At 36.0% G+C, this 21,674-nt stretch carries 24 protein-coding genes and 1 tRNA gene; 18 read left to right on the top strand and 7 right to left on the bottom strand.

The annotated features are described in order from the left end of the window. Positions 1-207 (top strand): hypothetical protein (locus FD26_RS11325; protein WP_235526719.1); only part of this gene is annotated, 207 nt, incomplete at its 5' end. 81 nt (positions 208-288) lie between these two features. Here the strand turns inward: FD26_RS11325 and FD26_RS09010 are convergent. Both FD26_RS09010 and FD26_RS09005 read right to left on the bottom strand, forming a co-directional pair. Then, on the bottom strand, positions 289-1,557 hold the full coding sequence (locus FD26_RS09010; protein ID WP_057868103.1) for a replication-associated recombination protein A: 1,269 nt from the start codon (positions 1,555-1,557) through the stop codon (positions 289-291). A gap of 98 nt (positions 1,558-1,655) precedes the next feature. Further along, a complete protein-coding gene (locus tag FD26_RS09005) occupies positions 1,656-2,096 on the bottom strand; it encodes a GNAT family N-acetyltransferase (protein WP_057868102.1) in 441 nt (146 codons plus the stop codon). A 151-nt stretch (positions 2,097-2,247) separates the two neighbouring features. On the opposite strand from FD26_RS09005, the gene FD26_RS09000 reads away from it, so the two are divergent. Beyond that, positions 2,248-2,559 (top strand): DUF2316 family protein, encoded by a 312-nt coding sequence (locus FD26_RS09000; RefSeq protein WP_057868101.1) that lies wholly within the window; start codon positions 2,248-2,250, stop codon positions 2,557-2,559. A 149-nt stretch (positions 2,560-2,708) separates the two neighbouring features. Here the strand turns inward: FD26_RS09000 and FD26_RS08995 are convergent, their stop codons facing one another. The 4 genes from FD26_RS08995 to FD26_RS08980 all read right to left on the bottom strand — a co-directional run bounded on the left by FD26_RS08995 (position 2,709) and on the right by FD26_RS08980 (position 4,599). After that, positions 2,709-3,341: a hypothetical protein gene (locus FD26_RS08995; protein WP_057868100.1), complete on the bottom strand. Its 633-nt coding sequence runs from the start codon at positions 3,339-3,341 to the stop codon at positions 2,709-2,711. 190 nt (positions 3,342-3,531) lie between these two features. Next, positions 3,532-3,604, bottom strand: a tRNA-Glu gene (locus FD26_RS08990). A gap of 72 nt (positions 3,605-3,676) precedes the next feature. Beyond that, positions 3,677-3,904, bottom strand: a complete 228-nt coding sequence (locus FD26_RS08985; RefSeq protein ID WP_057868099.1) for a hypothetical protein — start codon at positions 3,902-3,904, stop codon at positions 3,677-3,679. Next, positions 3,901-4,599, bottom strand: coding sequence for a CPBP family intramembrane glutamic endopeptidase (locus tag FD26_RS08980; protein ID WP_057868098.1), 699 nt, complete (start codon positions 4,597-4,599; stop codon positions 3,901-3,903). Before FD26_RS08980 ends, FD26_RS08985 begins: the two co-directional genes overlap by 4 nt. 95 nt (positions 4,600-4,694) lie before the next feature. Here FD26_RS08980 and FD26_RS08975 point away from each other — a divergent pair, with 95 nt between their 5' ends. From FD26_RS08975 to FD26_RS08965, 3 genes are all read left to right on the top strand, one after another. After that, entirely contained in the window at positions 4,695-6,416 is a 1,722-nt protein-coding gene (locus FD26_RS08975) for an ABC transporter ATP-binding protein (protein ID WP_057868097.1), read from the top strand. After that, the gene (locus tag FD26_RS08970) at positions 6,416-8,287 is read left to right on the top strand and encodes an ABC transporter ATP-binding protein (RefSeq protein WP_057868096.1); all 1,872 of its coding nucleotides are present in this window, start codon (positions 6,416-6,418) and stop codon (positions 8,285-8,287) included. The genes FD26_RS08975 and FD26_RS08970 overlap by 1 nt, the downstream gene beginning before the upstream one ends. Before the next feature lie 73 nt (positions 8,288-8,360). Continuing rightward, positions 8,361-9,329, top strand: coding sequence for a serine hydrolase domain-containing protein (locus FD26_RS08965; protein ID WP_057868095.1), 969 nt, complete (start codon positions 8,361-8,363; stop codon positions 9,327-9,329). A gap of 55 nt (positions 9,330-9,384) precedes the next feature. Here the strand turns inward: FD26_RS08965 and FD26_RS08960 are convergent, their stop codons facing one another. Then, positions 9,385-10,722: a Mur ligase family protein gene (locus FD26_RS08960; protein WP_057868094.1), complete on the bottom strand. Its 1,338-nt coding sequence runs from the start codon at positions 10,720-10,722 to the stop codon at positions 9,385-9,387. 153 nt (positions 10,723-10,875) lie between these two features. On the opposite strand from FD26_RS08960, the gene FD26_RS08955 reads away from it, so the two are divergent. The 13 genes from FD26_RS08955 (at position 10,876) to FD26_RS08895 (ending at position 21,635) form a co-directional block, all read left to right on the top strand. Continuing rightward, positions 10,876-11,457 (top strand): thymidine kinase, encoded by a 582-nt coding sequence (locus FD26_RS08955; protein ID WP_057868093.1) that lies wholly within the window; start codon positions 10,876-10,878, stop codon positions 11,455-11,457. Between the two features lie 21 nt (positions 11,458-11,478). Next, positions 11,479-12,576: a peptide chain release factor 1 gene (prfA, locus tag FD26_RS08950; protein ID WP_057868092.1), complete on the top strand. Its 1,098-nt coding sequence runs from the start codon at positions 11,479-11,481 to the stop codon at positions 12,574-12,576. Further along, positions 12,521-13,402, top strand: a complete 882-nt coding sequence (prmC, locus tag FD26_RS08945) for a peptide chain release factor N(5)-glutamine methyltransferase (protein ID WP_082596274.1) — start codon at positions 12,521-12,523, stop codon at positions 13,400-13,402. The genes prfA and prmC overlap by 56 nt, the downstream gene beginning before the upstream one ends. A gap of 2 nt (positions 13,403-13,404) precedes the next feature. After that, complete coding sequence (locus FD26_RS08940) at positions 13,405-14,415, top strand: L-threonylcarbamoyladenylate synthase (protein WP_057868090.1); 1,011 nt, start codon at positions 13,405-13,407, stop codon at positions 14,413-14,415. 11 nt (positions 14,416-14,426) lie between these two features. Next, complete coding sequence (gene upp / locus FD26_RS08935; RefSeq protein ID WP_057868089.1) at positions 14,427-15,056, top strand: uracil phosphoribosyltransferase; 630 nt, start codon at positions 14,427-14,429, stop codon at positions 15,054-15,056. Between the two features lie 87 nt (positions 15,057-15,143). Further along, on the top strand, positions 15,144-15,854 hold the full coding sequence (gene atpB, locus FD26_RS08930) for a F0F1 ATP synthase subunit A (protein WP_057868088.1): 711 nt from the start codon (positions 15,144-15,146) through the stop codon (positions 15,852-15,854). Between the two features lie 23 nt (positions 15,855-15,877). Then, complete coding sequence (gene atpE, locus FD26_RS08925; protein WP_010020175.1) at positions 15,878-16,090, top strand: F0F1 ATP synthase subunit C; 213 nt, start codon at positions 15,878-15,880, stop codon at positions 16,088-16,090. Positions 16,091-16,170: 80 nt separating this feature from the next. Further along, a complete protein-coding gene (atpF, locus tag FD26_RS08920) occupies positions 16,171-16,692 on the top strand; it encodes a F0F1 ATP synthase subunit B (RefSeq protein ID WP_103429351.1) in 522 nt (173 codons plus the stop codon). Continuing rightward, positions 16,679-17,224 (top strand): ATP synthase F1 subunit delta, encoded by a 546-nt coding sequence (gene atpH / locus FD26_RS08915; RefSeq protein ID WP_057868087.1) that lies wholly within the window; start codon positions 16,679-16,681, stop codon positions 17,222-17,224. Before atpF ends, atpH begins: the two co-directional genes overlap by 14 nt. A gap of 19 nt (positions 17,225-17,243) precedes the next feature. Further along, positions 17,244-18,782: a F0F1 ATP synthase subunit alpha gene (gene atpA / locus FD26_RS08910; protein ID WP_057868086.1), complete on the top strand. Its 1,539-nt coding sequence runs from the start codon at positions 17,244-17,246 to the stop codon at positions 18,780-18,782. A 17-nt stretch (positions 18,783-18,799) separates the two neighbouring features. Beyond that, on the top strand, positions 18,800-19,717 hold the full coding sequence (locus FD26_RS08905; RefSeq protein ID WP_057868085.1) for a F0F1 ATP synthase subunit gamma: 918 nt from the start codon (positions 18,800-18,802) through the stop codon (positions 19,715-19,717). Between the two features lie 20 nt (positions 19,718-19,737). After that, positions 19,738-21,192 carry a F0F1 ATP synthase subunit beta gene (gene atpD, locus FD26_RS08900; RefSeq protein WP_057868084.1) on the top strand — a complete coding sequence of 485 codons (1,455 nt, stop codon included), beginning with the start codon at positions 19,738-19,740 and terminating at the stop codon, positions 21,190-21,192. 17 nt (positions 21,193-21,209) lie between these two features. After that, positions 21,210-21,635 carry a F0F1 ATP synthase subunit epsilon gene (locus FD26_RS08895; RefSeq protein WP_057868083.1) on the top strand — a complete coding sequence of 142 codons (426 nt, stop codon included), beginning with the start codon at positions 21,210-21,212 and terminating at the stop codon, positions 21,633-21,635. Positions 21,636-21,674: the final 39 nt, after the last annotated feature.

The following is a 21,674-nucleotide window of genomic DNA, read 5'->3' as shown; positions in this document are numbered from 1 at the left end:
GCATTTACACAAGATATTTTACGCTCTCCTTCAGAGTGTCACGATGATACTTTACAATTTATTTTAGAAAAGCAGCGCGAGTTTAATCATAAAGAGATATTTTATAAGCAATTACAAAAAACTACCGCTACTATGGTCGATTCTTTAGAACATTCTCAATCGGATTTGGAGGATCTTATTAATAAACTTGGAGACATCAATAATTAAAAATTAGTTTTTAAACAAAAAAAGATCAGTATGATAACTATTAAAATAGTCGGCGTACTGGTCTTTTTACGTGGAAAAATTTTATTTAGAATCGTCATAATCTTCATTGTAAATAAAACGATGCAATTTTAAGTATTGTTCTCCGAGTATCTTTTCATTCTTATTGTCCTTGGGATGATAGTATCTCCGGCCATTCAACCCTTTAGGCATATAGTTTTGTTGAGCAATTTGATGAGGGGCAGCAAATGGTGAATCGATTAAGCCACCACCAGTAATTTCCTCAGAGTGTTTGTAATGCATGTCCCGTAAACCCTTAGGCATAGGATGTTCGTTTGGGTGCTCAGTGTCTTTATCCAACATTTCCCAAGTCTCATCGAATGACCCGGATTTGGGTGAAATACACATTAGCATAGTAGCAAACATTAACGGATATTTAGCTTTAGGCATGCCAATCTTTTCAGCTTGGTTGGCAGCGACCACTATTTGAGTAACTTGTTGTGGATTAGCTAAGCCAATATAAGTGTATGGAATCTCACGTAATCTACGGACTACGGAGGGAAGATCGTTATTCTTCAATAGGACTGCCAAATAATATAAAGCTGCATCTGTATCAGAACCAGCCATAGAGTCAGAGTAGGCGGAAAGGTAATCATAATGCTTAGTAGCTTTTTTATCATAATTAAAGTGTTGCTGTTGAGCAAATCTTTTCACATTGCTGGCAGTGATTTCCTTTGAATTAATGGCGTGGATAGTTTCTAGGGTGTTTAGAGCAATTCTTAAATCCCCATCAGCAGAAATGGCGATTAAATGCAAAGCTTCAGCTTCAACTTGTTGATCAGTTAGTTTGTAAACTTTTGCAACAGCACGTTTTAGCATAGCTTCGATATCCTCATCACTGAGAGATTTAAATTCAAAAATTTGTGATCGAGATCGAATAGCGGGCACAATTGACATGATAGGATTTTCAGTGGTAGATCCGATAAGCATAATGTGACCATTTTCTAAATATGGCAACAAGAAATCTTGGAGCGTTTTGGTCATACGGTGAATTTCATCAATTAATAAAACAAATGAATCATCAGGATACTGGCCAATTAATTTTGTCAACTTAGCCTTGTTATCAGTTGAGGCATTAAAAGCTTCAAAAGGATAGTTATTTTGTTTGGCGATAATTTTAGCCAAAGTAGTTTTTCCAGTGCCAGGTGGACCCCATAACAATAATGGGATATTTACATGTTGGTCAATTATTTGCCGCAAAGGTTGACCTTCAGCTAGTAATTCTTGTTGACCAACCATTTCATCGAGATTTTCTGGTCGCATTAGGTCGGCTAAGGGTGTTTTAAATGCCAATTTGTAATTCCTTTCTTGATTAATATTTAGACAAAATACTTTATTCTAACAGCATATCATTAATTTATTAGTGGACTCAGTTATAGCTCTTGTAAGTATTATTTCTTCATATAAAGAATGGGGTAGGGATTACCCTGTTCGTCAGTTTCAGATCGACGATAAACTTTAAAGCCAAGATGTTCATAAAAACCTTTAGCTATGGGATTTTGTTCATTAACGTTTACTTTGTTGATAGCATAATTTTCAATACCATAATTGATAAGCATAGTTCCCAAGCCATGTCCCCTTTGATCCGGTGAAACAAAGAGCATTTCAATTAATTTGTTCTCAATACCCATGAAAGCAATCGGTGAATCCTCGTCGTCTGTAATAATGATTAGGTGAGATACGTTTCGTAAACCTTCAGGAACGTACTCCTTTATTTTTTCAATTTCAGTATCAGATAAAAATTTGTGTGTAGCTTTTACGGATTTTTCCCAGATGCTTAATAATTGTTCAATTAGAAGAGTACTTGGTTTATTGATGTTTTTTATGTTCATGGAGAAGCCTCCTAATTTAATGGATAATATTTTACCATGTTTGTTAGTAACTCAAAAATTTAAGTACCCAGATCAAAATAATTGCTAAAAAAAGAAGACGTGCTAAACTTCATTTGATTCATATAAAATATCCAAAGGGAATGATTAAATAATGTCATTAACTCCACAGCAATTTGAAGATACACGTCGTGAAATATGGGCAAATTTTAAACTTACCGGTCTTACCAAAGAGCAGGTAGCATCTGATTTGAATATTAGTTTAGTAAAACTTGATAAGTTGTTTGCTTTGTCACAGAAATCATATAATGACCCATTTATTTTTAGAGATTATTTACGTGAAAAAGTTATTGAAGCTGGGAAAAAGCCAATTCCGTTCTCTTCAATGGGCGAAGATGTCCATAATTATTGGTTCTTGGATAGTGAGATAATTGCTAAACGTCAAATGACGGCAGGCGACGATTAGTTTTAAAAGAGATTACAAAGAAGATTTGATACGGATTTTTAATCCACATCAAATCTTCTTTAATTTTGAAATTATTTTGTCGAATTTTTTGTATATATGTCAACTCGATTCAAATAGATAGGTTTGCCAGTTCGGTCCATTAATATATCTCATGTAAGTTGGCCGGGCAAAGGACCTGATTTCAGAGGTTTACTATTAAGTTCCACGTCTGTTAAATTAATATAATTCTTTTTATATTTTTTTGATTGATGAATCAAAAATTTTACTTTAATCGATTTAAATAAAGTTAATCTGTCTTGAGTGTTATAAAAGCTAATTAGCTCAGGATCCCTTTTTAAAAGATCCATGTAAAATTTATTATTAAAACTATCCTTATAATATATAAAAGATGATATTACTTTATCGGAGTATATGGATTCTTTGTCGGCAATATTACTTAGGGTATCGTGTATGGTGATTTCAACAGTTTGCTTTTCTTTTAAATTAAATATTGGTTGAGAAATATATACATTTTTTCTGTCTTTAATTTTTAAAAAAACAAGTCCCCACATAATAGTACCTTTTCCATTATTTAGGAGGGTAGTTTTAAATTGAAAACTATTATGTTCATTGTTTGAGATAAATATAGGTGTTTTATCATTGAATATAAGATTTGGTAGGGAGTTATTGTATGTTTTTTTACTAGTTTGATATGCTAAAAAAGCAATGATAATAGTTGCAAGCGAAGCAATTAACGATATTAAATTGTGATAAATGTTAGTAAAATTAGCAATATAACTCATAAAAAGATTCCTTCTATAATTTAGTAATAAAAAAAACACCGATCAAGTCGGTGTTCAAACGTCAAAATATAAATACTTTTTGTGGCTCACTTTTTTTGAGCCATATGAAAATGTATCGAAACTATAAACTTCAAAAATGCCTTTAAGTCAGCGATTCCAAGGTTTATTGAAACGTATCGAAACCATATTATCACCCGTATGGGAATCGAACCCATAACTCCACCTTGAGAGGGTGGCGTCTTAAACCATTTGACCAACGGGCAATTAAAACAACACTCATGATTTTAACTGAAAACCTACATCTCTGTCAATATTAATCTTAGTATTTATTACAATTATTTCCTTTTATTATTAGCATCTTTAGTTTTAATTACTAAAACGTAAATTAGCATGCCGATTAAGACGATAGTGTATATGGCACTAGCAAAGCCAGCATATTCCATAATTATCCAACCAGTGACACGGGCGCTCGCCATCAAGAGCATTGATAATACGCCAAACATAACGATTCTTCGTAAGAGATCTTGGTAGATTTCATTGAATTTCTTTTGATTATTTTTCATAAAATAATTACCCCCGAGACAATGGCTCCAACTAGTATTGCTAAAAAGTTATTTAAAAAATGAACAGTAATATTTGCTTTAATATTTTTAGTTCGATAATAGACGCCAGCGAGGACAATTCCTAGTAAAATTTTTGATAAGGCATAAATCCAATCGGTATTTGCATCAAAAGGTGCGTGTACGTATCCAAAAATTAAGCCACTGGTCAAAACTGAAATTAATGGACTATTAATGAAGAACCAATTCATAAAGATACCGCGAAAGATGACTTCTTCTAAAATTGGTGCTACAAAAATAGTAAAAAAGATAAGCAAAATTATACTATTATTGGCAACTAATTTTAATGCATCAACATTGTCATTAGTACTTTTCATAAAGGGAAGAGTAGTTAAATTAATCATGAGTGTAAGAATAACGGCGATAATTATAATTATCCATGTTTTTTTAGTAAATTTTTGAGTAGGAAATTTTTGGATTTTTTTGAAAGTTAAAATTATAATGGTTGCCGATATGACTAATAGCACAATAGTGGCGATTGGTGCCAGCTTTAGGTAAGAAGCGTATTGGTTGCCCAGTTCTTTTTTTGTTAAAGTTAAGATACTTAATGGGAGTTGTTCTATTAAAAATAAAACTAAAAAGGCTATAATGTGAAGTATAACTTTTATAGGTTGATAAGTACTTTTAGTATTGTTCATTAAAAACCGCCTTTTTCGAAATAATTATTAGAATTATTTAGTGATTAGTGCTTTAATACTATAATGCTATTAGTGAGTTTAAAGGAAGTGAATAAATGTTTAAGATTGCTCGTGGTAGGATCAATAGTTGGCAAGTTCTTGGAGCGGTCATTTTTATGATTTTCCAAGTTGTTGCAACGTTATATATTCCAAATCTGACATCTGACATTGTTAACAAAGGTGTTATTACCGGTGATACTGACTACATTATACATACTGGTATTGAGATGGTCGTTGTATCGCTTATAACGGCTGTAGCAGCCTTTGGAAATGTTTTGATGGCGTCACAGGCGTCACAAGGATTAGGTCGTAAATTAAGATCCGATTTGTTTAAAAAAATATTGTACTTTACACATGATGAATTTGACAAGTTCGAAACGTCATCATTAACTACTAGAACAACCAATGATGTTATTCAAATACAAAACGTTATGATCATGATGTTAAGAATGATGATTATGGCGCCTATTATGTTAATTGGTGCCAGTTTTATGGCGTATCAAAAGAATGCTGAAATGACAAAAATTTTCTTGATCTCTATTCCCATTCTAATTGTTATTGTCGGATTAGTAATGTATTTTGCCGTTCCATTATTTAAAGCTATGCAGAAGAAAACTGATCGATTGAATTTGGTTTTCCGTGAAGGTTTAACTGGGGTACGTGTTATTCGTGCGTTCAGACAAGATGCTTTCGAACAGAATCGTTTCAAGGAAGCGAATGCTGACTATACTAACAACGCGGTAAAGGTATTTAGTATCGTCGCAGTTATGTTCCCAGTCGTTACATTGGTAATGAGTGGAACTAATGTTGGTATCACCTGGTTAGGTGCTCATTATATTGCTAATCAGTCAATGCAAATTGGTAACATGATTGCTTTTATGACTTATGCTATGCAAATTTTAATGAGTTTTATGATTCTTTCAATGGTGTTTGTTTTTGTACCTCGTGCTTCGGCTTCAGCAGCGCGTATTCAAGAAGTTTTTGAAACTGAAAGTAAGATTGATGTTGTTGCTAAGCCAGCCAAGGTCAAAGATGAACCATCACTTAGCTTTAATGATGTCAATTTCAGATATCATGGGGCCGAAAAATTGGCTTTAGCTAATTTGAATTTCAAAGTTACTCAAGGACAAACCTTGGCTATTATCGGGGGTACTGGTTCTGGTAAAAGTACGCTGATCAATTTGATTCCACGTTTTTATGATGCTGGTACAGGTGTTGTTAGTTTAAATGGAACTGACGTAAAAGCTTTGAGTACTGAAGACATCAATGATCGTGTTTCGATGGTTCCACAAAAGGCCTTCTTATTTAAAGGAACAATTCGCGATAATATGGCCTATGGAAAACCTGGAGCAACCGATGATGAAATTTGGCATGCTCTAGAAATTGCTCAGGCAGCTGATTTTGTTAAAGAACTTGATGGCCAGTTAGATGGCGAAGTTGAACAAGGCGGAGATAATTTCTCTGGTGGTCAAAAACAACGTTTGGCAATTGCCCGAGCCTTGGTCAAAGATGCTTCTATTTATGTCTTTGACGATTCGTTCTCAGCCCTCGATTTCAAGACGGATTTGAATTTGAGAACAGCCTTGAAAAACGATAAGAAAATCAGTAAAGCAGTTGTAGTTATTGTTGGTCAACGTATCTCAACTGTTGCTGATGCCGATCAAATTGTTGTCCTTGACGACGGTAAGATGGTTGGTCTTGGAACGCATCAAGAATTAAAAGAAAATAATAAGACTTACCAAGAAATAATTGAGTCTCAATTAAGGGAGGGTAAGTAATGGCTGAAAAGAAAAATGAAACTGCACCAACAGTTAGCCATGGTCCTGGTCGTGGTCAAGGTGTAGTTGTTAAGCCTAAGAATTTTTGGAAAACAACTGGTCGTTTAGCTAAATACATGTCAACGTATATTGTTGGTATAACGGTTGTCTTAGTTTTAGCAATTGCTTCAGCTATTTTCCAAATAAAAACTCCTAAGATTTTAGGTCAGGCAACGACTGAGATTTATAAAGGCTTGATGACAGGTATTGCACAACAAAAAGCCGGTTTGAAAATTAATGAGTTACCAATAAACTTTGGCAAAATTGAACATATAATTTTTATTGTAGTTTTGATGTATATGGCATCGGCAGCTTTTAATTTTGTTCAACAATTTGTGATGACTCGTATATCTCAACGAACTGTTTATAAAATGAGACGTGATCTCAAAGGTAAGATGCAAAGATTGCCAATCAGTTATTATGATGCCCATTCAAATGGTGATATTATGTCACGTGCTATTAATGATATGGATAATATTGCTGGTACGTTGCAACAAAGTTTGACGCAATTAGTAACTAGTACAGTTACATTTGTGGGTATTATTTGGATGATGTTGACGATTAGTTGGAAATTAACTTTAATTGCATTGGCAACAGTGCCTTTGAGTTTGATTGTGGTTGGTATCATTGCTCCACAATCGCAAAAGTTCTTTAAACGTCAACAAGCTTCATTAGGATTATTGAATAATCAAGTTGAAGAAAATTATTCCGGTCATGTAGTGGTTAAAAGTTTTAATCATGAACAGGAATCTGTAGACGAATTTGAAAAAGAGAATACTAAGTTATACAAGGCTTCTTGGAAAGCACAATTGATTTCTGGTATTGTTATGCCAATGATGAACTTCTTGAATAACTTAGGGTACGTATTCGTTGCTATGTATGGTGGTATTCAAGTTGCTAATGGTGGAATTGCCTTGGGTGATATTCAAGCCTTCTTGCAATATATGAATCAATTCTCACAGCCAATTGCTCAACTAGCTAACTTGACTAATACTATTCAAGCAACAGTTGCGTCAGCTGAACGTATTTTTGAAATTTTAGATGAACCAGAAATGGAAGATACTAAGGTTGATGTACCAGACGTTGAAACTGATGATAAGGTCACACTCGATCATGTTAAATTTGGTTACGAAGGCAATCCTATTTTGCTAGAAGACTATAATTTGAATGTTAAACCTGGTCAAATGATTGCTATTGTTGGTCCAACTGGTGCTGGTAAAACAACTATTATCAATTTGCTTGAACGTTTCTATGATGTTAGTGGTGGTTCAATCAAGATTGGTGGCAAGGATATTCGTAATATGACACGTGAACAAGTTAGAAGTCACTATGCAATGGTGCTTCAGGATACATGGCTCTTCACGGGGACTATTTATGATAACTTGAAATATAGTCGTGAAGACGCAACACGTGATGAAATTATTGAAGCTGCTAAGGCAGCTCACGTTGATAATTTTGTGCGTCAATTGCCAAATGGCTATGACACAGTCTTGAACGAAGAAGCTTCAAATATTTCTCAAGGACAACGTCAATTGATTACAATTGCTCGAGCTTTTGTCGCTGATCCTGAGATTTTAATTTTGGATGAGGCTACTTCTTCAGTTGATACTAGAACCGAAGTACATATTCAACATGCAATGGAACGACTATTGAAAGATAGAACAAGTTTCGTTGTTGCCCATAGACTTTCAACGATTCAAGGTGCTGACAAGATTATCGTTATGAACCATGGTTCAATTGTTGAAACTGGTAATCATGAGGAGTTAATGGCAAAGAATGGCTTTTATGCTGATCTTTACAACTCACAATTTGCTGGTAATGTCGCTTTATAAAAAGCTTAGATATATAATTAGAACATGCTTAGGCATGTTCTTTTTTTATTTTTTATTGAAGGGATAAAGTTATATGGCAAATTTTGAAGAAACAAAAGCACAAATTATTGATTTGGTTAATAAACAAATTGTGCCGGGTGCTAGTTTTGGGTTTATAAATGGGCCTCAGATGAATAACTATAGTTATGGTAGTAAGTCATGGTTGCCGACGATAACTGCTCTCAAAGGCGATGAATTGCACGATTTAGCTTCTTTGACTAAGGTTATGGGGACTGTTCCTTTAATTTTAAAATTGATAGACGAAAAAAAGCTTAATTTACACGATCCTATAAAAAAGTATTTACCAACTTTTTCGGACGAACGGATTGAAATATTTCATTTAATTACACATACTTCGGGAATTCATGGTTATATACCTAATCGAGATGCATTAAATAGTGAACAACTGATTCAAGCTTTGTTAAAGCTGCCAGTTACCGATAATTTTAATAAAAAAGTCGTTTATACTGATACTGGATTGATATTCCTAGGTCTTATTATTGAGAAGATTTATCAAATGCCAGTTCAATCAGCCATTCAAAAATATATTTTAGAACCAGAGGGGTTACGTGATACTACTTTTGAACCGGATGTTAGTCGTTGCGTACCGACATATGTGGTTGAAGGTCAGATGCTACAAGGGGTTCCCAATGATCCTAAGGCACGTCAATTAGGCAAACATTGTGGATCAGCCGGAATGTTTTCTACCATAGGCGATGTTATGAAATTTGCGGCCGATATGTTAAAACCGGATAAAGAATTTTTGTACCATAATTTTACTGACTTGAATCCTGGCAGATCGTTAGGTTGGGATGTAAAACCTGATGGAGCGGGGAGTGTTCTGTTTCATACTGGATACACAGGTCATTTCATTGCACTTGATTATCAACGTCACAATGCTATGGTTGTTTTAACTAATCGGGTTCATCCTAGACCAAATAACCAATTATTCTTAGAACGTCGAGATACAATATTGAATTCATTCTTGAATGAAAGTAAATAAAAAGACTAACAACATAGAAATATTCTGTGTTGTTAGTCTTTTACTTTGTCCTAAATTATTTAATATATCCCTTGTCGCTCAAAGCTTTACGTAATCCAAGCATAGCTGTGTAAGTTGCCAGAACGTAAATTCGGTCTGTTGGAATATTAGGAATTTCTTTAACAAAATTTTCAATTTCAGAGGTTTCAATATTTTTATTCATATCCAAACCAGCAATCTTAAATCTATAGGTAACATCTTTGACACGTTTGCCTCCAGTAATAACGAGTGGCAATTTGTCATAATCGAAATCCTCAAAGTTAGCGTCCCAAATCCAACTAGTATCAATTCCATCAGCGTAGTTCGCATTCAGTAAGAAGGCTAGAGAATAAGGCTTTTTATCGCTTAAAACAGTTTCGATAACTTGGTTTAGACCAACCGGGTTTTTAACCAAGATGATATTAACATCCTTACCATCAACGTTAATGGTTTCCTGACGTCCAAAAACTTTTTCATCGTAGGCGAAAGCCTTTTGCATCTGTTCAGTGGTAATACCCATCTCTGAAGCAATTGCATATGCTGCTAAAGCGTTATAAATATTGTATTTTCCACCAATATTCATTTGGAACTTGTTGCCATCAATTTCGAATTCAGTTTTATTAGGCAAAAGGGTAGAAATGTTGGTTACCTGATACTTCAAGTCATTACGTTTGAAACCACAGTTAGGACAGAAGTAGCTTCCTAAATTAGCGTAAGAAATCATATGATAATGCATAATGTGGTTACACTTAGGACAAAGCACGCCGTCAGTATTGGTTGGTGCTTTGAAGTCCTCATTTTCGTGTCCTTTGTCAGAGAAACCATAGTAAATAACTTTATTAGGCAACTCCTTGGATGAGAAGATTGCGGCATCGCCGTTAGCAATGATGGTAGCGTCAGGAGCCATCTTGATTCCATCAAGAATCTTTTGATAAGTAGTGTAGATTTCGCCATAACGATCCATTTGATCACGGAAGATATTTGTTAGAACAAAATATTTTGGCGTAATATATTTGCAGATAATAGGAACGTTAGCTTCATCAACTTCTAGTACGGCTAAAGGTTTCTTGCTGGTTTTGTGATGGGTAACGAAACTAGTAACGATTCCCTGGATCATGTTGGAACCAGTTGGATTAGTTAACACATCATTGTACTTTTGAACTAACATCTTGTTGATTAATGATGTAGTAAGAGTTTTACCATTGGTACCAGTTACGACAATTAAATCGTAATCTTTGCCAAGACTCTTTAAAATATCTGGATCGATTTTGTAAGCAATCTTTCCCGGATATGAAGAACCACCATTAAAAAATTTATTTAAAATAAAATATGATGTTTTACCTGTTAATGTTGCAATTTCTGATTTAAATGTCATCAATAAAAACCCCAAATTAAATTAATTAAAATAATATTATCACACCTAACCCACATTTTAGCCGATTTTGTTTGAATTTGGGAAATGTTTGATATGTTCAAGTGCGCTTTTTTTCGTTATAATCTTGAAGGACATATTTTTGGAGGCGTAAATTTGGCTCAATTATTTTTTAAATATGGTGCTATGAATAGTGGAAAATCGATTGAGATTTTGAAAGTGGCACATAATTATGAAGAACAAGGAAAGTCAGTTATTCTGATGACTAGTATTTTAGATACACGCTCTGGTACTGGTAAGATTAAAAGTCGGATGGGATTAACTCGCTCGGCGATTGCTTTGAAGAAGGATTCGGATGTCTTTGAAATTGTTAAGGACCAGAATCCTGATGCTTCATGCGTTTTAATTGATGAGTGCGAATTTATGACAGAGGCTCAAGTTTTACAGGCAACTAAGGTAGTTGATGATTTGGGAATACCAGTCATGGCCTTTGGCTTAAAGAATGATTTTAAGAATGAATTGTTCGAAGGTACTAAATATCTATTGTTGTATGCTGATAAGTTGGAAGAAATGAAGACAATTTGCTGGTTCTGTACAAAAAAAGCTACAATGAATATGCGTATGGCTAATGGTAAACCAGTTTATGAAGGCGATCAGATTTCAATTGGCGGTAATGAAATGTATTATCCTGTCTGTCGTCGGCATTATAACCATCCTCCAATGCTTGATCAAAATTAATATAAAGAAAGGATAGTTAAGTTGGATAAAATATTTGAACAACTAGAAACATTGCTTGAAAGATATCAAGAACTTCAAGAACTAATGAGTGATCCTGAAGTTATCAACGATACTAAACGTTATATGGCTTACTCAAAAGAAGAAGCTGACATGCGTGATGTTGTTGCTGCTTTTAGGCACTACAAAGAATTAAAACAAAGTATCAGTGACAGTGACGAGATTCTTCGTGAAACTGATGATGCTGAAATGCAGGCTATGGCAAAAGATGAAATGGAGACTTCTAAGAAAGAATTAGATGAAGTTGAACATAATATCACACTTTTGATGCTGCCTAAGGACCCTAATGATGATAAAAATATTATCATGGAAATTCGTGGTGCCGCCGGTGGAGATGAAGCTAGTTTATTTGCTGCTGATTTGTTAAGTATGTATAGTAAATATGCCGAAAAGCAAAATTGGTCATTTGATATTATTGATGAAACAGACACTGAGGTTGGTGGCTACAAAGATGTTGCCGTTATGATCACTGGTACCAGTGTGTATTCAAAATTGAAGTATGAAAATGGTGCTCACCGTGTACAACGGATTCCATCAACAGAATCTCAAGGTCGTGTACATACTTCAACTGCTACTGTGGCTGTTATGCCTGAGTATGATGAAGTTGATATTGATATTGATCCTAAAGATATTAGAACTGATGTCTATCGTTCATCTGGTGCTGGTGGTCAACATATTAATAAGACTTCATCAGCCGTTCGTATGACCCATTTGCCAACGGGTATTGTTGTTGCCATGCAGGATCAACGTTCACAACAACAAAACCGTCAAAAGGCTATGCAAATTTTGAAATCTCGTGTTTATGATTATTATGAATCACAAAATCAAAGTGAGTACGATGAAAAACGTAAGTCAGCCGTCGGTACTGGTGATCGTTCTGAACGTATTAGAACATATAATTATCCTCAAAACCGTGTAACAGATCATCGTATCGGTTTATCTTTGAACAAGCTTGATCGAATTATGAATGGTGATCTTGAAGAAATCATTGATGCTTTAATCGTTGATGATCAAACCAAGAAGTTGGAGCAAATTCAAAGTGGAGAAGCTAAGTTATTCTAACGCCCTGAAAAGGGCTTTTTCTATGTTAAAGGCTCAAAATAAGTTTCCTGAAGATGCACAATATTTAATGGAAGAATTAAGTGGCTTTAATTACACGCAATTGCAGCTGCATCGGAATGAAGAAGTACCATCTGATATTATGCGAAAGTTTCGAGATGGCTTAGTTAGATTGGGCATGGATGAACCCGTGCAATATATTCTTGGTTATGCTTATTTCATGAATCGAAACTTTTCTGTTAATGAACATGTACTTATTCCACGACAGGATACTGAGGAAATGGTTCAAAAAATTATTGATGATCACGGTTCAAGTCAAAAGAACATCTGTGATATTGGAACGGGCTCAGGTATTATTGCGATTACGTTAGGCTTAGAGTTTCCAGATGATGAAATATTGGCCACTGATATCTCGAAAGAAGCACTTCAGGTAGCTAAACTTAATTCTGAGAATTATCAAACAAATAATATTTTCTTTGAGCAGAGTGATTTGTTCAAAGATATTTCTGTGCAAAAATTCGATGTGATTGTTTCCAATCCACCGTATATTGCGGAATCCGAAAAAAAGGATATGGATGCAAGTGTCATAAAATATGAACCAGATTTGGCTTTATATGGTCAAGATAATGGGTTAGAATTTTATGAGAACATTGTCAAGCAGGTGGATAATTACCTCAATGATGACGGAATTTTGTATATGGAATTCGGATTTCGACAAAAAAATGCCATAAAACAAATTTTTTATGATAATTTACCTGATTATGTTGTAGAATTTCATAAAGATATGAGTGGGAATTATCGATATCTAAAAGCTAAAAAGGAGATGTAGTATTGGAAACTGAGATACTCAAGAGTACACAGATTCAAGAAGCTGCAGATTTCTTGGCCCAGGGACAGTTAGTTGCTTTTCCAACAGAAACTGTCTATGGCTTGGGAGCTGACGCTACTAGACCTGATGTAGTCAAAGATGTTTATGCTGCTAAGGGACGTCCGAGTGACAACCCTTTGATCGTGCATGTTTCTAGTCCAGAAATGGTTTGGGAATACGCTGATAATAGCTATAAACCATTAGCTGAGAAGCTGATGAATGCATTTTGGCCAGGTCCATTGACTATTATTATGCCAATTCAACCCGGAAAACTTTCCAAGGCAGTCACAGGGGGACTTACGACTGCTGCCTTTAGAATGCCCAACAATAAGGCTACTTTGAATTTAATCAAAACTTTTGGCAAACCTATTGTTGGTCCATCAGCTAATACAAGTGGAAAACCAAGTCCAACCTTAGCTAAGCATGTTTATCATGATCTACATGACAAAATTGCTGCTATTTTGGATGATGGTCCTACTAAAATCGGCGTGGAGTCTACTGTCATTGATTTATCAGCGGACGTACCAACAATTTTAAGACCGGGAATGATTGATTCTGATGACTTGTTAAAGGTTATTGACAATGTCAACAGCGATCATCATAAGGTGTCGGCTGGAGAGGTTCCTAAGGCACCTGGTATGAAATACAAGCACTACGCACCAAAGGCACAAGTCATCATTGTTGATGATGTGAACGATTTTAAGCAAGCAATTGCTGAATATGGCGCCAAAAATGTTTCGATGGGAGTTATGGCTACTGATGAAATTTTACAAGAAGTGCCTGAGAACGTATCGACCTATTCATTAGGAAAAGATGTTATTAGTGCTTCACGTAATTTATTTGCAGGGCTACGCCAATTGGATAGTCAAAATGTGCAATACATTTTAGCCCAAGGGTTTTCTGATGAAGGTCATGGAGCTGCATACAGCAATCGGTTGAATAAATCAGCTGGAAACACACATTATAAAAACTAAGGAGATTTAACATGTCTAAATTTACAGTCTTGAACCACCCATTGATCCAACACAAACTTACGATCATTAGAAACAAACATACTGGTACAAAGGTATTCCGTGAAGTTGCTAATGAAATTGGTGAATTAATGGTTTATGAAATTACACGTGATTTGCCATTGAAGGATGTTGTTGTAGAAACACCAATGGGTAAATCAACTCAAAAGGTTCTAGCTGGTAAGAAGCTAGCCGTTATTCCTATCTTACGTGCTGGTCTTGGCATGGTTGATGGAGTTTTGGAATTGATTCCAGCTGCCAAAGTTGGTCATATTGGTATGTATCGTGACGAAAAGACTTTGAAGCCTCATGAATATTTTGTCAAACTCCCTAGTGATATCGATCAACGTGAATTATTCATTGTTGATCCAATGCTTGCTACTGGTGGTTCAGCTAACATGGCTATCGAAGCTCTTAAAAAACGTGGTGCCAAGCATATGCGTTTAGTTGTTTTAGTTGCAGCTCCAGAGGGTGTTAAGGCTGTTCAAGAAGCCCATCCAGACGTTGATATTTACGCCGCTTCATTGGATGAAAAGATTACAGACAGTGGTTATATTTTCCCAGGATTAGGCGATGCTGGAGACAGATTATTTGGGACAAAATAACAATTTCATTGTTTGAATATATAAAATTTAGTGTTATTATTTTGTGGTATCAATTGTTTTCAATAAGCGAAGAAAGGAGGGTTATTATTGGATGATAAGTATAAGTTTGTAGAATTCTTAGGCTTAAGATTCAATGTTGCAAATGACTTGTCAGTTCTTGTCTCTGCAGTCCTTGTTTTCATTTTGGCGTTTGCATTATCTCGTAAAGTCACAATGAGACCTGGTAAAGCACAGAATGTACTAGAATGGATGATTGATTTTACTAATAGTATTGTAAAATCGGCAATGCCAGACGGTTCAGGTAAACAATTCAATCTTTACGCGTTTGTATTATTCCTATTTATTTTTGTTTCAAACCAATTAGGATTATTCTTCCAAGTAAAGGTTGGCGGTTTCACATATGTAAAGTCACCAACATCTAATCCTTTGATTACAATGGGACTTGCGACGGTTTCATTGTTACTTTCACACTATTATGCTGTGAAGAAATTTGGATTTGGTGGTTATTTATCCAATTATGCGAGACCGGTTAAGTTCTTACTACCAATTAACCTTCTGGAAGAATTTACCAACTTCCTAACATTGTCACTACGTCTTTACGGTAATATATTTGCTGGTGAAGTACTTCTTGCACTTATTGGAACTGTTGCAAAGAGTCTCGGCGCTGTGACATTTGTTGCAGCAATGCCATTAGCCATGGTATGGCAAGGCTTTTCTGTATTTATTGGAGCCATCCAAGCGTACGTATTTACCACTTTATCAATGGTTTATATTTCACGTAAAATGGAACAAGAATAACATTTATTGGAGGATTTTAAATTATGAAGGATATTGCGGCAGCTCTTGCAGCTGGTATCGCTGCTCTTGGAGCATCAATCGGTAACGGACTTGTTATTTCTAAAACTCTTGAAGGAATGGCCCGTCAACCAGAAGTAGCTGACAAGTTAAGAGGAACAATGTTCATCGGTGTTGGTCTTATCGAAGCTGTTCCTATTATTGCCATTGCTATTGCGTTCGTTATTCTTTTCGTTTAATACATACAACCAAAAATTTGGCGATATAAAATAATCGCCTTTTTATGTCTATGTATTTATTAGAAAGGAAGGAGTGAAGAATATTGGCAGATTTGTTAGTTCTCGGAGCTAATCAAGTAGCTTTGGGTGATATGCTTTTCATTCTTATTTCTTTCATCATTTTGGCATTGTTGGTCAAGCATTTTGCTTGGGGACCTGTGACAAAGATGATGGATGCCAGATCTGAAAAGATCACTGGTGATCTTGATTATGCGGATCAGGAACGTACACGTGCTGAAAAGTTGGCTAAAGAACGTGAAGATGCACTTAAGAACTCACGTGCTGAAGCAGTGGAAATCGTTAATAAGGCTAAGGAAAGCGGTGAGACTCAAAAGAAGTCCATCATTTCTAATGCCCATAGTGAAGCTGAAGATTTAAGACAAAGAGCTAAGTCTGATGCAGCTAAAGCTAGAGAAGATGCTATGGCAGATGCACAAAATGACATAGCTAACTTATCTTTGGAAATTGCTTCTAAAGTTATTTCTAAAGAGCTTAATGCAGATGATCAAAAGTCACTGATCGACTCTTATATTAAGGAGTTGACGGCAAATGAAACTAAGTAAAAACCAAGTGGGAAAGCGTTACAGTAAGGCACTTTATGAAGTAGCCACAGAACAAAATTCCATAGAAGAAATGCTTGAAGATTTGAAGTCTTTAAAACAAGTCTATGAAGAAAATCCGGGCTTGAGCTTTGCTCTTGCAGGACGTTCTATTTCTCGCACTGAAAAGCTTAAAATTTTGGATACATTGAAGAACCAATTTGGCGAATTAATGCAAGATTTTTTGGGCTTAGTTTTCGATAATAATCGTATAGATTGTATCATCGATATTGCCGACGCTTTCATTGAAAAATATGATGAAGAAAATGGCATTGTAGAGGCTACAGTTACTACGACTATTGACCTGAACTCTGATCAATCAAAAAATCTTGAATCTGTAATTATGAAGAGATTTTCAGTAAATAAAGTAAATTTAACGAAAATAGTTGATCCATCTATCATTGGTGGCGTTATAATCCGAGTAGGAGATCAGGTTGTCGATGGTAGTGTTGTTAAGAGATTTAATGACATTAAAAAGACGCTATTGGTTAATTAATTAAGTCGAGGTGAAAAGAATGAGCATCAAAACTGAAGAGATTAGTTCGCTGATCAAAGAACAGTTAAAGAACTATAAAAATGAACTCTCAGTTGATGAAGTAGGTACAGTTACATACGTCGGTGATGGTATTGCTCGTGCTAATGGCCTTGAAAATGCTATGGCAAGTGAATTGCTAGAATTCCAAGACGGTACTTTTGGTGTGGCTCAAAACCTTGAAAGTGATGATGTTGGTATCATCATTTTAGGTAATTACGATAAAATCCGTGAAGGCGATACTGTTAAAAGAACAGGTCGTATCATGGAAGTTCCCGTTGGTGATGCAATGGTTGGACGTGTCGTAAACTCTTTGGGTCAACCAGTAGACGGTTTAGGAGAAATTAAGACAGACAAAACAAGACCTATCGAATCACCTGCACCAGGTGTTATGCAACGTAAGTCAGTTTTCGAACCTTTACAAACAGGTTTGAAGGCCGTTGACTCACTTGTTCCTATTGGTCGTGGTCAACGTGAGTTGATCATTGGTGACCGTAAAACTGGTAAAACATCAATTGCTATTGATACAATTCTTAATCAAAAAGATCAAGATATGATTTGTATTTATGTAGCTATTGGTCAAAAGGAATCAACAATTAGAGCCCAAGTTGAAACTTTAAGAAAGCATGGCGCAATGGATTACACAATCGTTGTTGAAGCTGGTCCTAGTCAACCCGCTCCTATGCTTTATTTTGCACCATATGCTGGTGCTGCAATGGGTGAATATTTCATGTACAACGGCAAGCATGTTTTGATCGTCTATGATGATTTAAGCAAGCAAGCCAATGCCTACCGTGAAATTTCGCTATTGCTTCGTAGACCACCTGGGCGTGAAGCATATCCCGGTGATGTTTTCTACTTGCATTCACGTTTGCTAGAACGTGCTGCTAAGTTGAGTGACGATTTAGGTGGCGGTTCAATGACTGCTTTACCTATCGTTGAAACACAAGCCGGTGATGTGTCAGCCTATATTCCAACTAACGTTATTTCTATCACTGATGGACAGATTTTCTTGAGTAGTGATATGTTCCACTCAGGTTCACGTCCAGCTATTGATGCTGGTACATCTGTTTCTCGTGTTGGTGGGGATGCCCAAATTAAGGCTATGAAGAAGGTTGCTGGTACTTTACGTCTAGATCTTTCTTCATATCATGAATTGGAATCATTCGCTCAATTCGGTTCTGATCTTGATGAAGCAACTAAGTCTAAGTTGGATCGTGGTCGTCGTACAGAAGAAGTTCTAAAACAACCTGTACACTCACCAGTTCCTGTTGAAAAACAAGTCTTGATTTTGTTTGCTTTGACAAGAGGGTTCTTGGACAAGATCGAAGTTGAAAATATTAAAGAGTATGAAGCTTCACTTTCTGAATATTTTGATGCAAACCATTCAGATCTTTTACAAACAATCAAAGATAAAGGTACATTACCTGATGAGGACAAGATGAAAGCTGCTGTAAATGAATTTACAGAAAACTTCTTGGCTTCAAAATCAGATTCAGATAGCAAGCAAGCAGAAAAATAATACAGGAGGTTTAAATAATGGCTGAGTCCCTTATGGATATTAAAAGAAGAATTTCTTCTACTAAGAAAACCGGTCAAATAACAAGAGCCATGCAAATGGTCTCTGGTGCTAAACTCTCTCGTATTGAAAAGAAATCTATTGCTTATCAATTGTATGAAAAAAAGGTTGAAGACATTGTTAGACATTTGACTGCGGCGGATGTATTTAAAGAGTTATCGATTGCTGATGATTCTGCTGATCCGTTAAGTTTGAATAGTCTTCTAAAAGTTCGTGAAGTTAAGAAGACGGCTTATGTCGTTATTACAAGTGATCGTGGACTTGTTGGTGGATATAACAGTAATATTTTGAAAGCCATGATGGATCTATTCCAAAAGAAATATAATGGCGATAAAAGTAAATTTACGATTATTTCCTTAGGTGCCACTGGTACAGAGTTCTTCAAAGCTCGTGGCTTTGATGTATCTTATGAGTATCGTGGTTTGCCTGATATTCCAACAGTTGAAGATATCGCACCAATCATGAAAACAATTTTACAAATGTATCAAGCAGAATTGTTTGATGAAATTGATATCTGTCACAATCATCACGTTAACTCCTTGGTTTCAGAGTTCACTACTCAAAAGCTTTTGCCTTTGACAGAACCTGACGATGTTACTGCGGAAGAGCAACAAGTTGCTTCTGAATACATCACAGAACCAAACCCTAAAGCAGTTCTATCTGCAATTGTGCCTCAATATATTGAGTGTTTAGTTTTAGGAGCAATGATGGATGCAAAAACAGCAGAGCATGCCGCTTCTGTAACTGCCATGAAGAGTGCGACTGATAATGCTAATGATCTTATCTCTGGATTGTCATTACATTATAATCGTGCTCGTCAGGCTCAAATTACTACAGAGATCACCGAAATTATCGGTGGTGCTGCTGCACTTGAATAGTTTAGAAAGGAGCCAAATAAATGAGTAGCAAAGGTAAAGTTATTCAGGTAATCGGTCCAGTTGTCGATGTTGAGTTTGCTATTGATGGAAACTTACCAGAAATTAACGATGCATTAAAAGTTAAGAAAAATGACGGATCAGAGATTACCCTTGAAGTTGCTCTAGAATTAGGTGATGGCGCCTTGCGTGCTATTTCCATGAGTTCTACTGATGGACTTCAAAGAGGTGCCGAAGTTATTAACACTGAAGGTCCTATTTCCGTACCAGTTGGTAAGGAAACTTTGGGTCGTGTGTTTAACGTTTTAGGTGAATCAATCGATGGAGGTAAGGCATTTCCTGCTGACTTTCCAAGAAATAGTATTCACCGTCAAGCACCTCCTTATGATCAATTAAATACATCAACTGAAATTCTTGAAACAGGTATCAAAGTTATCGATCTTCTCGAACCTTATGTTCGTGGTGGTAAAGTTGGTTTGTTCGGTGGTGCCGGTGTTGGTAAAACCGTCCTAATTCAAGAGTTAATTCACAATATTGCTGAAGAACATGGTGGTATTTCAGTATTTACTGGTGTTGGTGAAAGAACTCGTGAAGGTAATGACCTTTATTATGAAATGAAGGGTTCTGGAGTTCTTGCTAAAACAGCCATGGTTTATGGTCAAATGAACGAATCACCAGGTGCTCGTATGCGTGTTGCCTTAACAGGTTTAACAATTGCTGAGTACTTCCGTGATGTTGAAGGTCAAGATGTGCTATTGTTTATCGATAACATTTTCAGATTTACACAAGCTGGTTCAGAAGTTTCAGCTTTGCTAGGTCGTATGCCTTCAGCTGTTGGTTATCAACCAACATTGGCTACAGAAATGGGTCAATTGCAAGAAAGAATTACTTCTACTAAGAAGGGTTCAATTACTTCAATTCAAGCCGTTTATGTTCCTGCCGATGATTATACTGATCCTGCTCCTGCCACAACTTTCGCTCACTTGGATGCTACAACTAACCTTGAGCGTAGTTTGACACAACAAGGTATCTATCCGGCCGTTGATCCATTGGCTTCATCATCATCTGCACTTGATCCTGATATTATTGGACAAGAACATTATGATGTTGCAACTGAGGTTCAAGAGGTTCTTCAAAGATATCACGAACTTCAAGATATTATTTCTATCTTGGGTATGGATGAATTATCTGATGAAGAAAAGACTGTCGTTGCTCGTGCAAGACGTATTCAATTCTTCTTGTCACAAAACTTCAGTGTTGCTGAACAATTTACTGGTGTACCTGGTTCATATGTTCCTGTTGAAGAAACAGTTAAAGACTTCCGTGCTATCTTGGATGGTAAGTATGATGATGTTCCTGAAGACGCCTTTAATGGTGTTGGTGGAATTCAAGATGTTCTTGATAAAGCTAAGAAGATGGGCTGGACACCAGCTGATGATAGCCAAGATGAAAATACTGAACAAGCAGTTGCCAATTAACGATAGGAGGAGATAATATGGCTGAAAACATTATGACGGTCAATATTGTTACTCCCGATGGTGTTGTTTATGATCATCATGCAAAACTCGTTGTTTTGAGTACCATTGATGGTGAAATTGGTGTCATGGCTCACCATGCTCCAATTATTGCTCCTTTGGTTATTGATGAAGTTCGTGTTCGTCGTGTAGACAAGCCTCATCATGAAGACTCAATCGCTGTAAACGGCGGGTTCTTGGAGTTTAGCAATGATCTAGTATCAATCGTCGCCAATAGTGCCGAAAGAGCTAGAGACATTGATTTAAGACGTGCAGAATATGCTAAGCAAAGAGCTGAAAAGACAATTCAAGTTGCTGAAGAAAAACACAACGTTGATGATCTTGCTCGTGCTCAAGTATCCTTGCGTAAAGCAATTAATAGAATTAACGTAAGTTCACATAAGTAAGTAATTAAAATAGGCTGTTCGTCAAATCAAGTTGATGGC

The organism is Companilactobacillus crustorum JCM 15951 (genome assembly GCF_001434585.1).
GTDB classification, from domain to species: domain Bacteria; phylum Bacillota; class Bacilli; order Lactobacillales; family Lactobacillaceae; genus Companilactobacillus; species Companilactobacillus crustorum.
The sequence above is the reverse complement of the archived record's forward strand: the minus strand, read 5'-3'. Positions and strand labels throughout refer to the sequence as shown.

Bases quoted from the DNA above. Each gene is read 5' to 3' on its own strand.
- FD26_RS09005 (WP_057868102.1), bottom strand. From the start codon at position 2,096: ATGAACATAAAAAACATCAATAAACCAAGTACTCTTCTAATTGAACAA.
- FD26_RS09000 (WP_057868101.1), top strand. From the start codon at position 2,248: ATGTCATTAACTCCACAGCAATTTGAAGATACACGTCGTGAAATATGG.
- FD26_RS08995 (WP_057868100.1), bottom strand. From the start codon at position 3,341: ATGAGTTATATTGCTAATTTTACTAACATTTATCACAATTTAATATCG.
- FD26_RS08985 (WP_057868099.1), bottom strand. From the start codon at position 3,904: ATGAAAAATAATCAAAAGAAATTCAATGAAATCTACCAAGATCTCTTA.
- FD26_RS08980 (WP_057868098.1), bottom strand. From the start codon at position 4,599: ATGAACAATACTAAAAGTACTTATCAACCTATAAAAGTTATACTTCAC.
- FD26_RS08975 (WP_057868097.1), top strand. From the start codon at position 4,695: ATGTTTAAGATTGCTCGTGGTAGGATCAATAGTTGGCAAGTTCTTGGA.
- FD26_RS08970 (WP_057868096.1), top strand. From the start codon at position 6,416: ATGGCTGAAAAGAAAAATGAAACTGCACCAACAGTTAGCCATGGTCCT.
- FD26_RS08965 (WP_057868095.1), top strand. From the start codon at position 8,361: ATGGCAAATTTTGAAGAAACAAAAGCACAAATTATTGATTTGGTTAAT.
- FD26_RS08960 (WP_057868094.1), bottom strand. From the start codon at position 10,722: ATGACATTTAAATCAGAAATTGCAACATTAACAGGTAAAACATCATAT.
- prmC (WP_082596274.1), top strand. From the start codon at position 12,521: ATGATCAAACCAAGAAGTTGGAGCAAATTCAAAGTGGAGAAGCTAAGT.
- upp (WP_057868089.1), top strand. From the start codon at position 14,427: ATGTCTAAATTTACAGTCTTGAACCACCCATTGATCCAACACAAACTT.
- atpE (WP_010020175.1), top strand. From the start codon at position 15,878: ATGAAGGATATTGCGGCAGCTCTTGCAGCTGGTATCGCTGCTCTTGGA.
- atpH (WP_057868087.1), top strand. From the start codon at position 16,679: ATGAAACTAAGTAAAAACCAAGTGGGAAAGCGTTACAGTAAGGCACTT.
- atpA (WP_057868086.1), top strand. From the start codon at position 17,244: ATGAGCATCAAAACTGAAGAGATTAGTTCGCTGATCAAAGAACAGTTA.
- FD26_RS08905 (WP_057868085.1), top strand. From the start codon at position 18,800: ATGGCTGAGTCCCTTATGGATATTAAAAGAAGAATTTCTTCTACTAAG.
- atpD (WP_057868084.1), top strand. From the start codon at position 19,738: ATGAGTAGCAAAGGTAAAGTTATTCAGGTAATCGGTCCAGTTGTCGAT.
- FD26_RS08895 (WP_057868083.1), top strand. From the start codon at position 21,210: ATGGCTGAAAACATTATGACGGTCAATATTGTTACTCCCGATGGTGTT.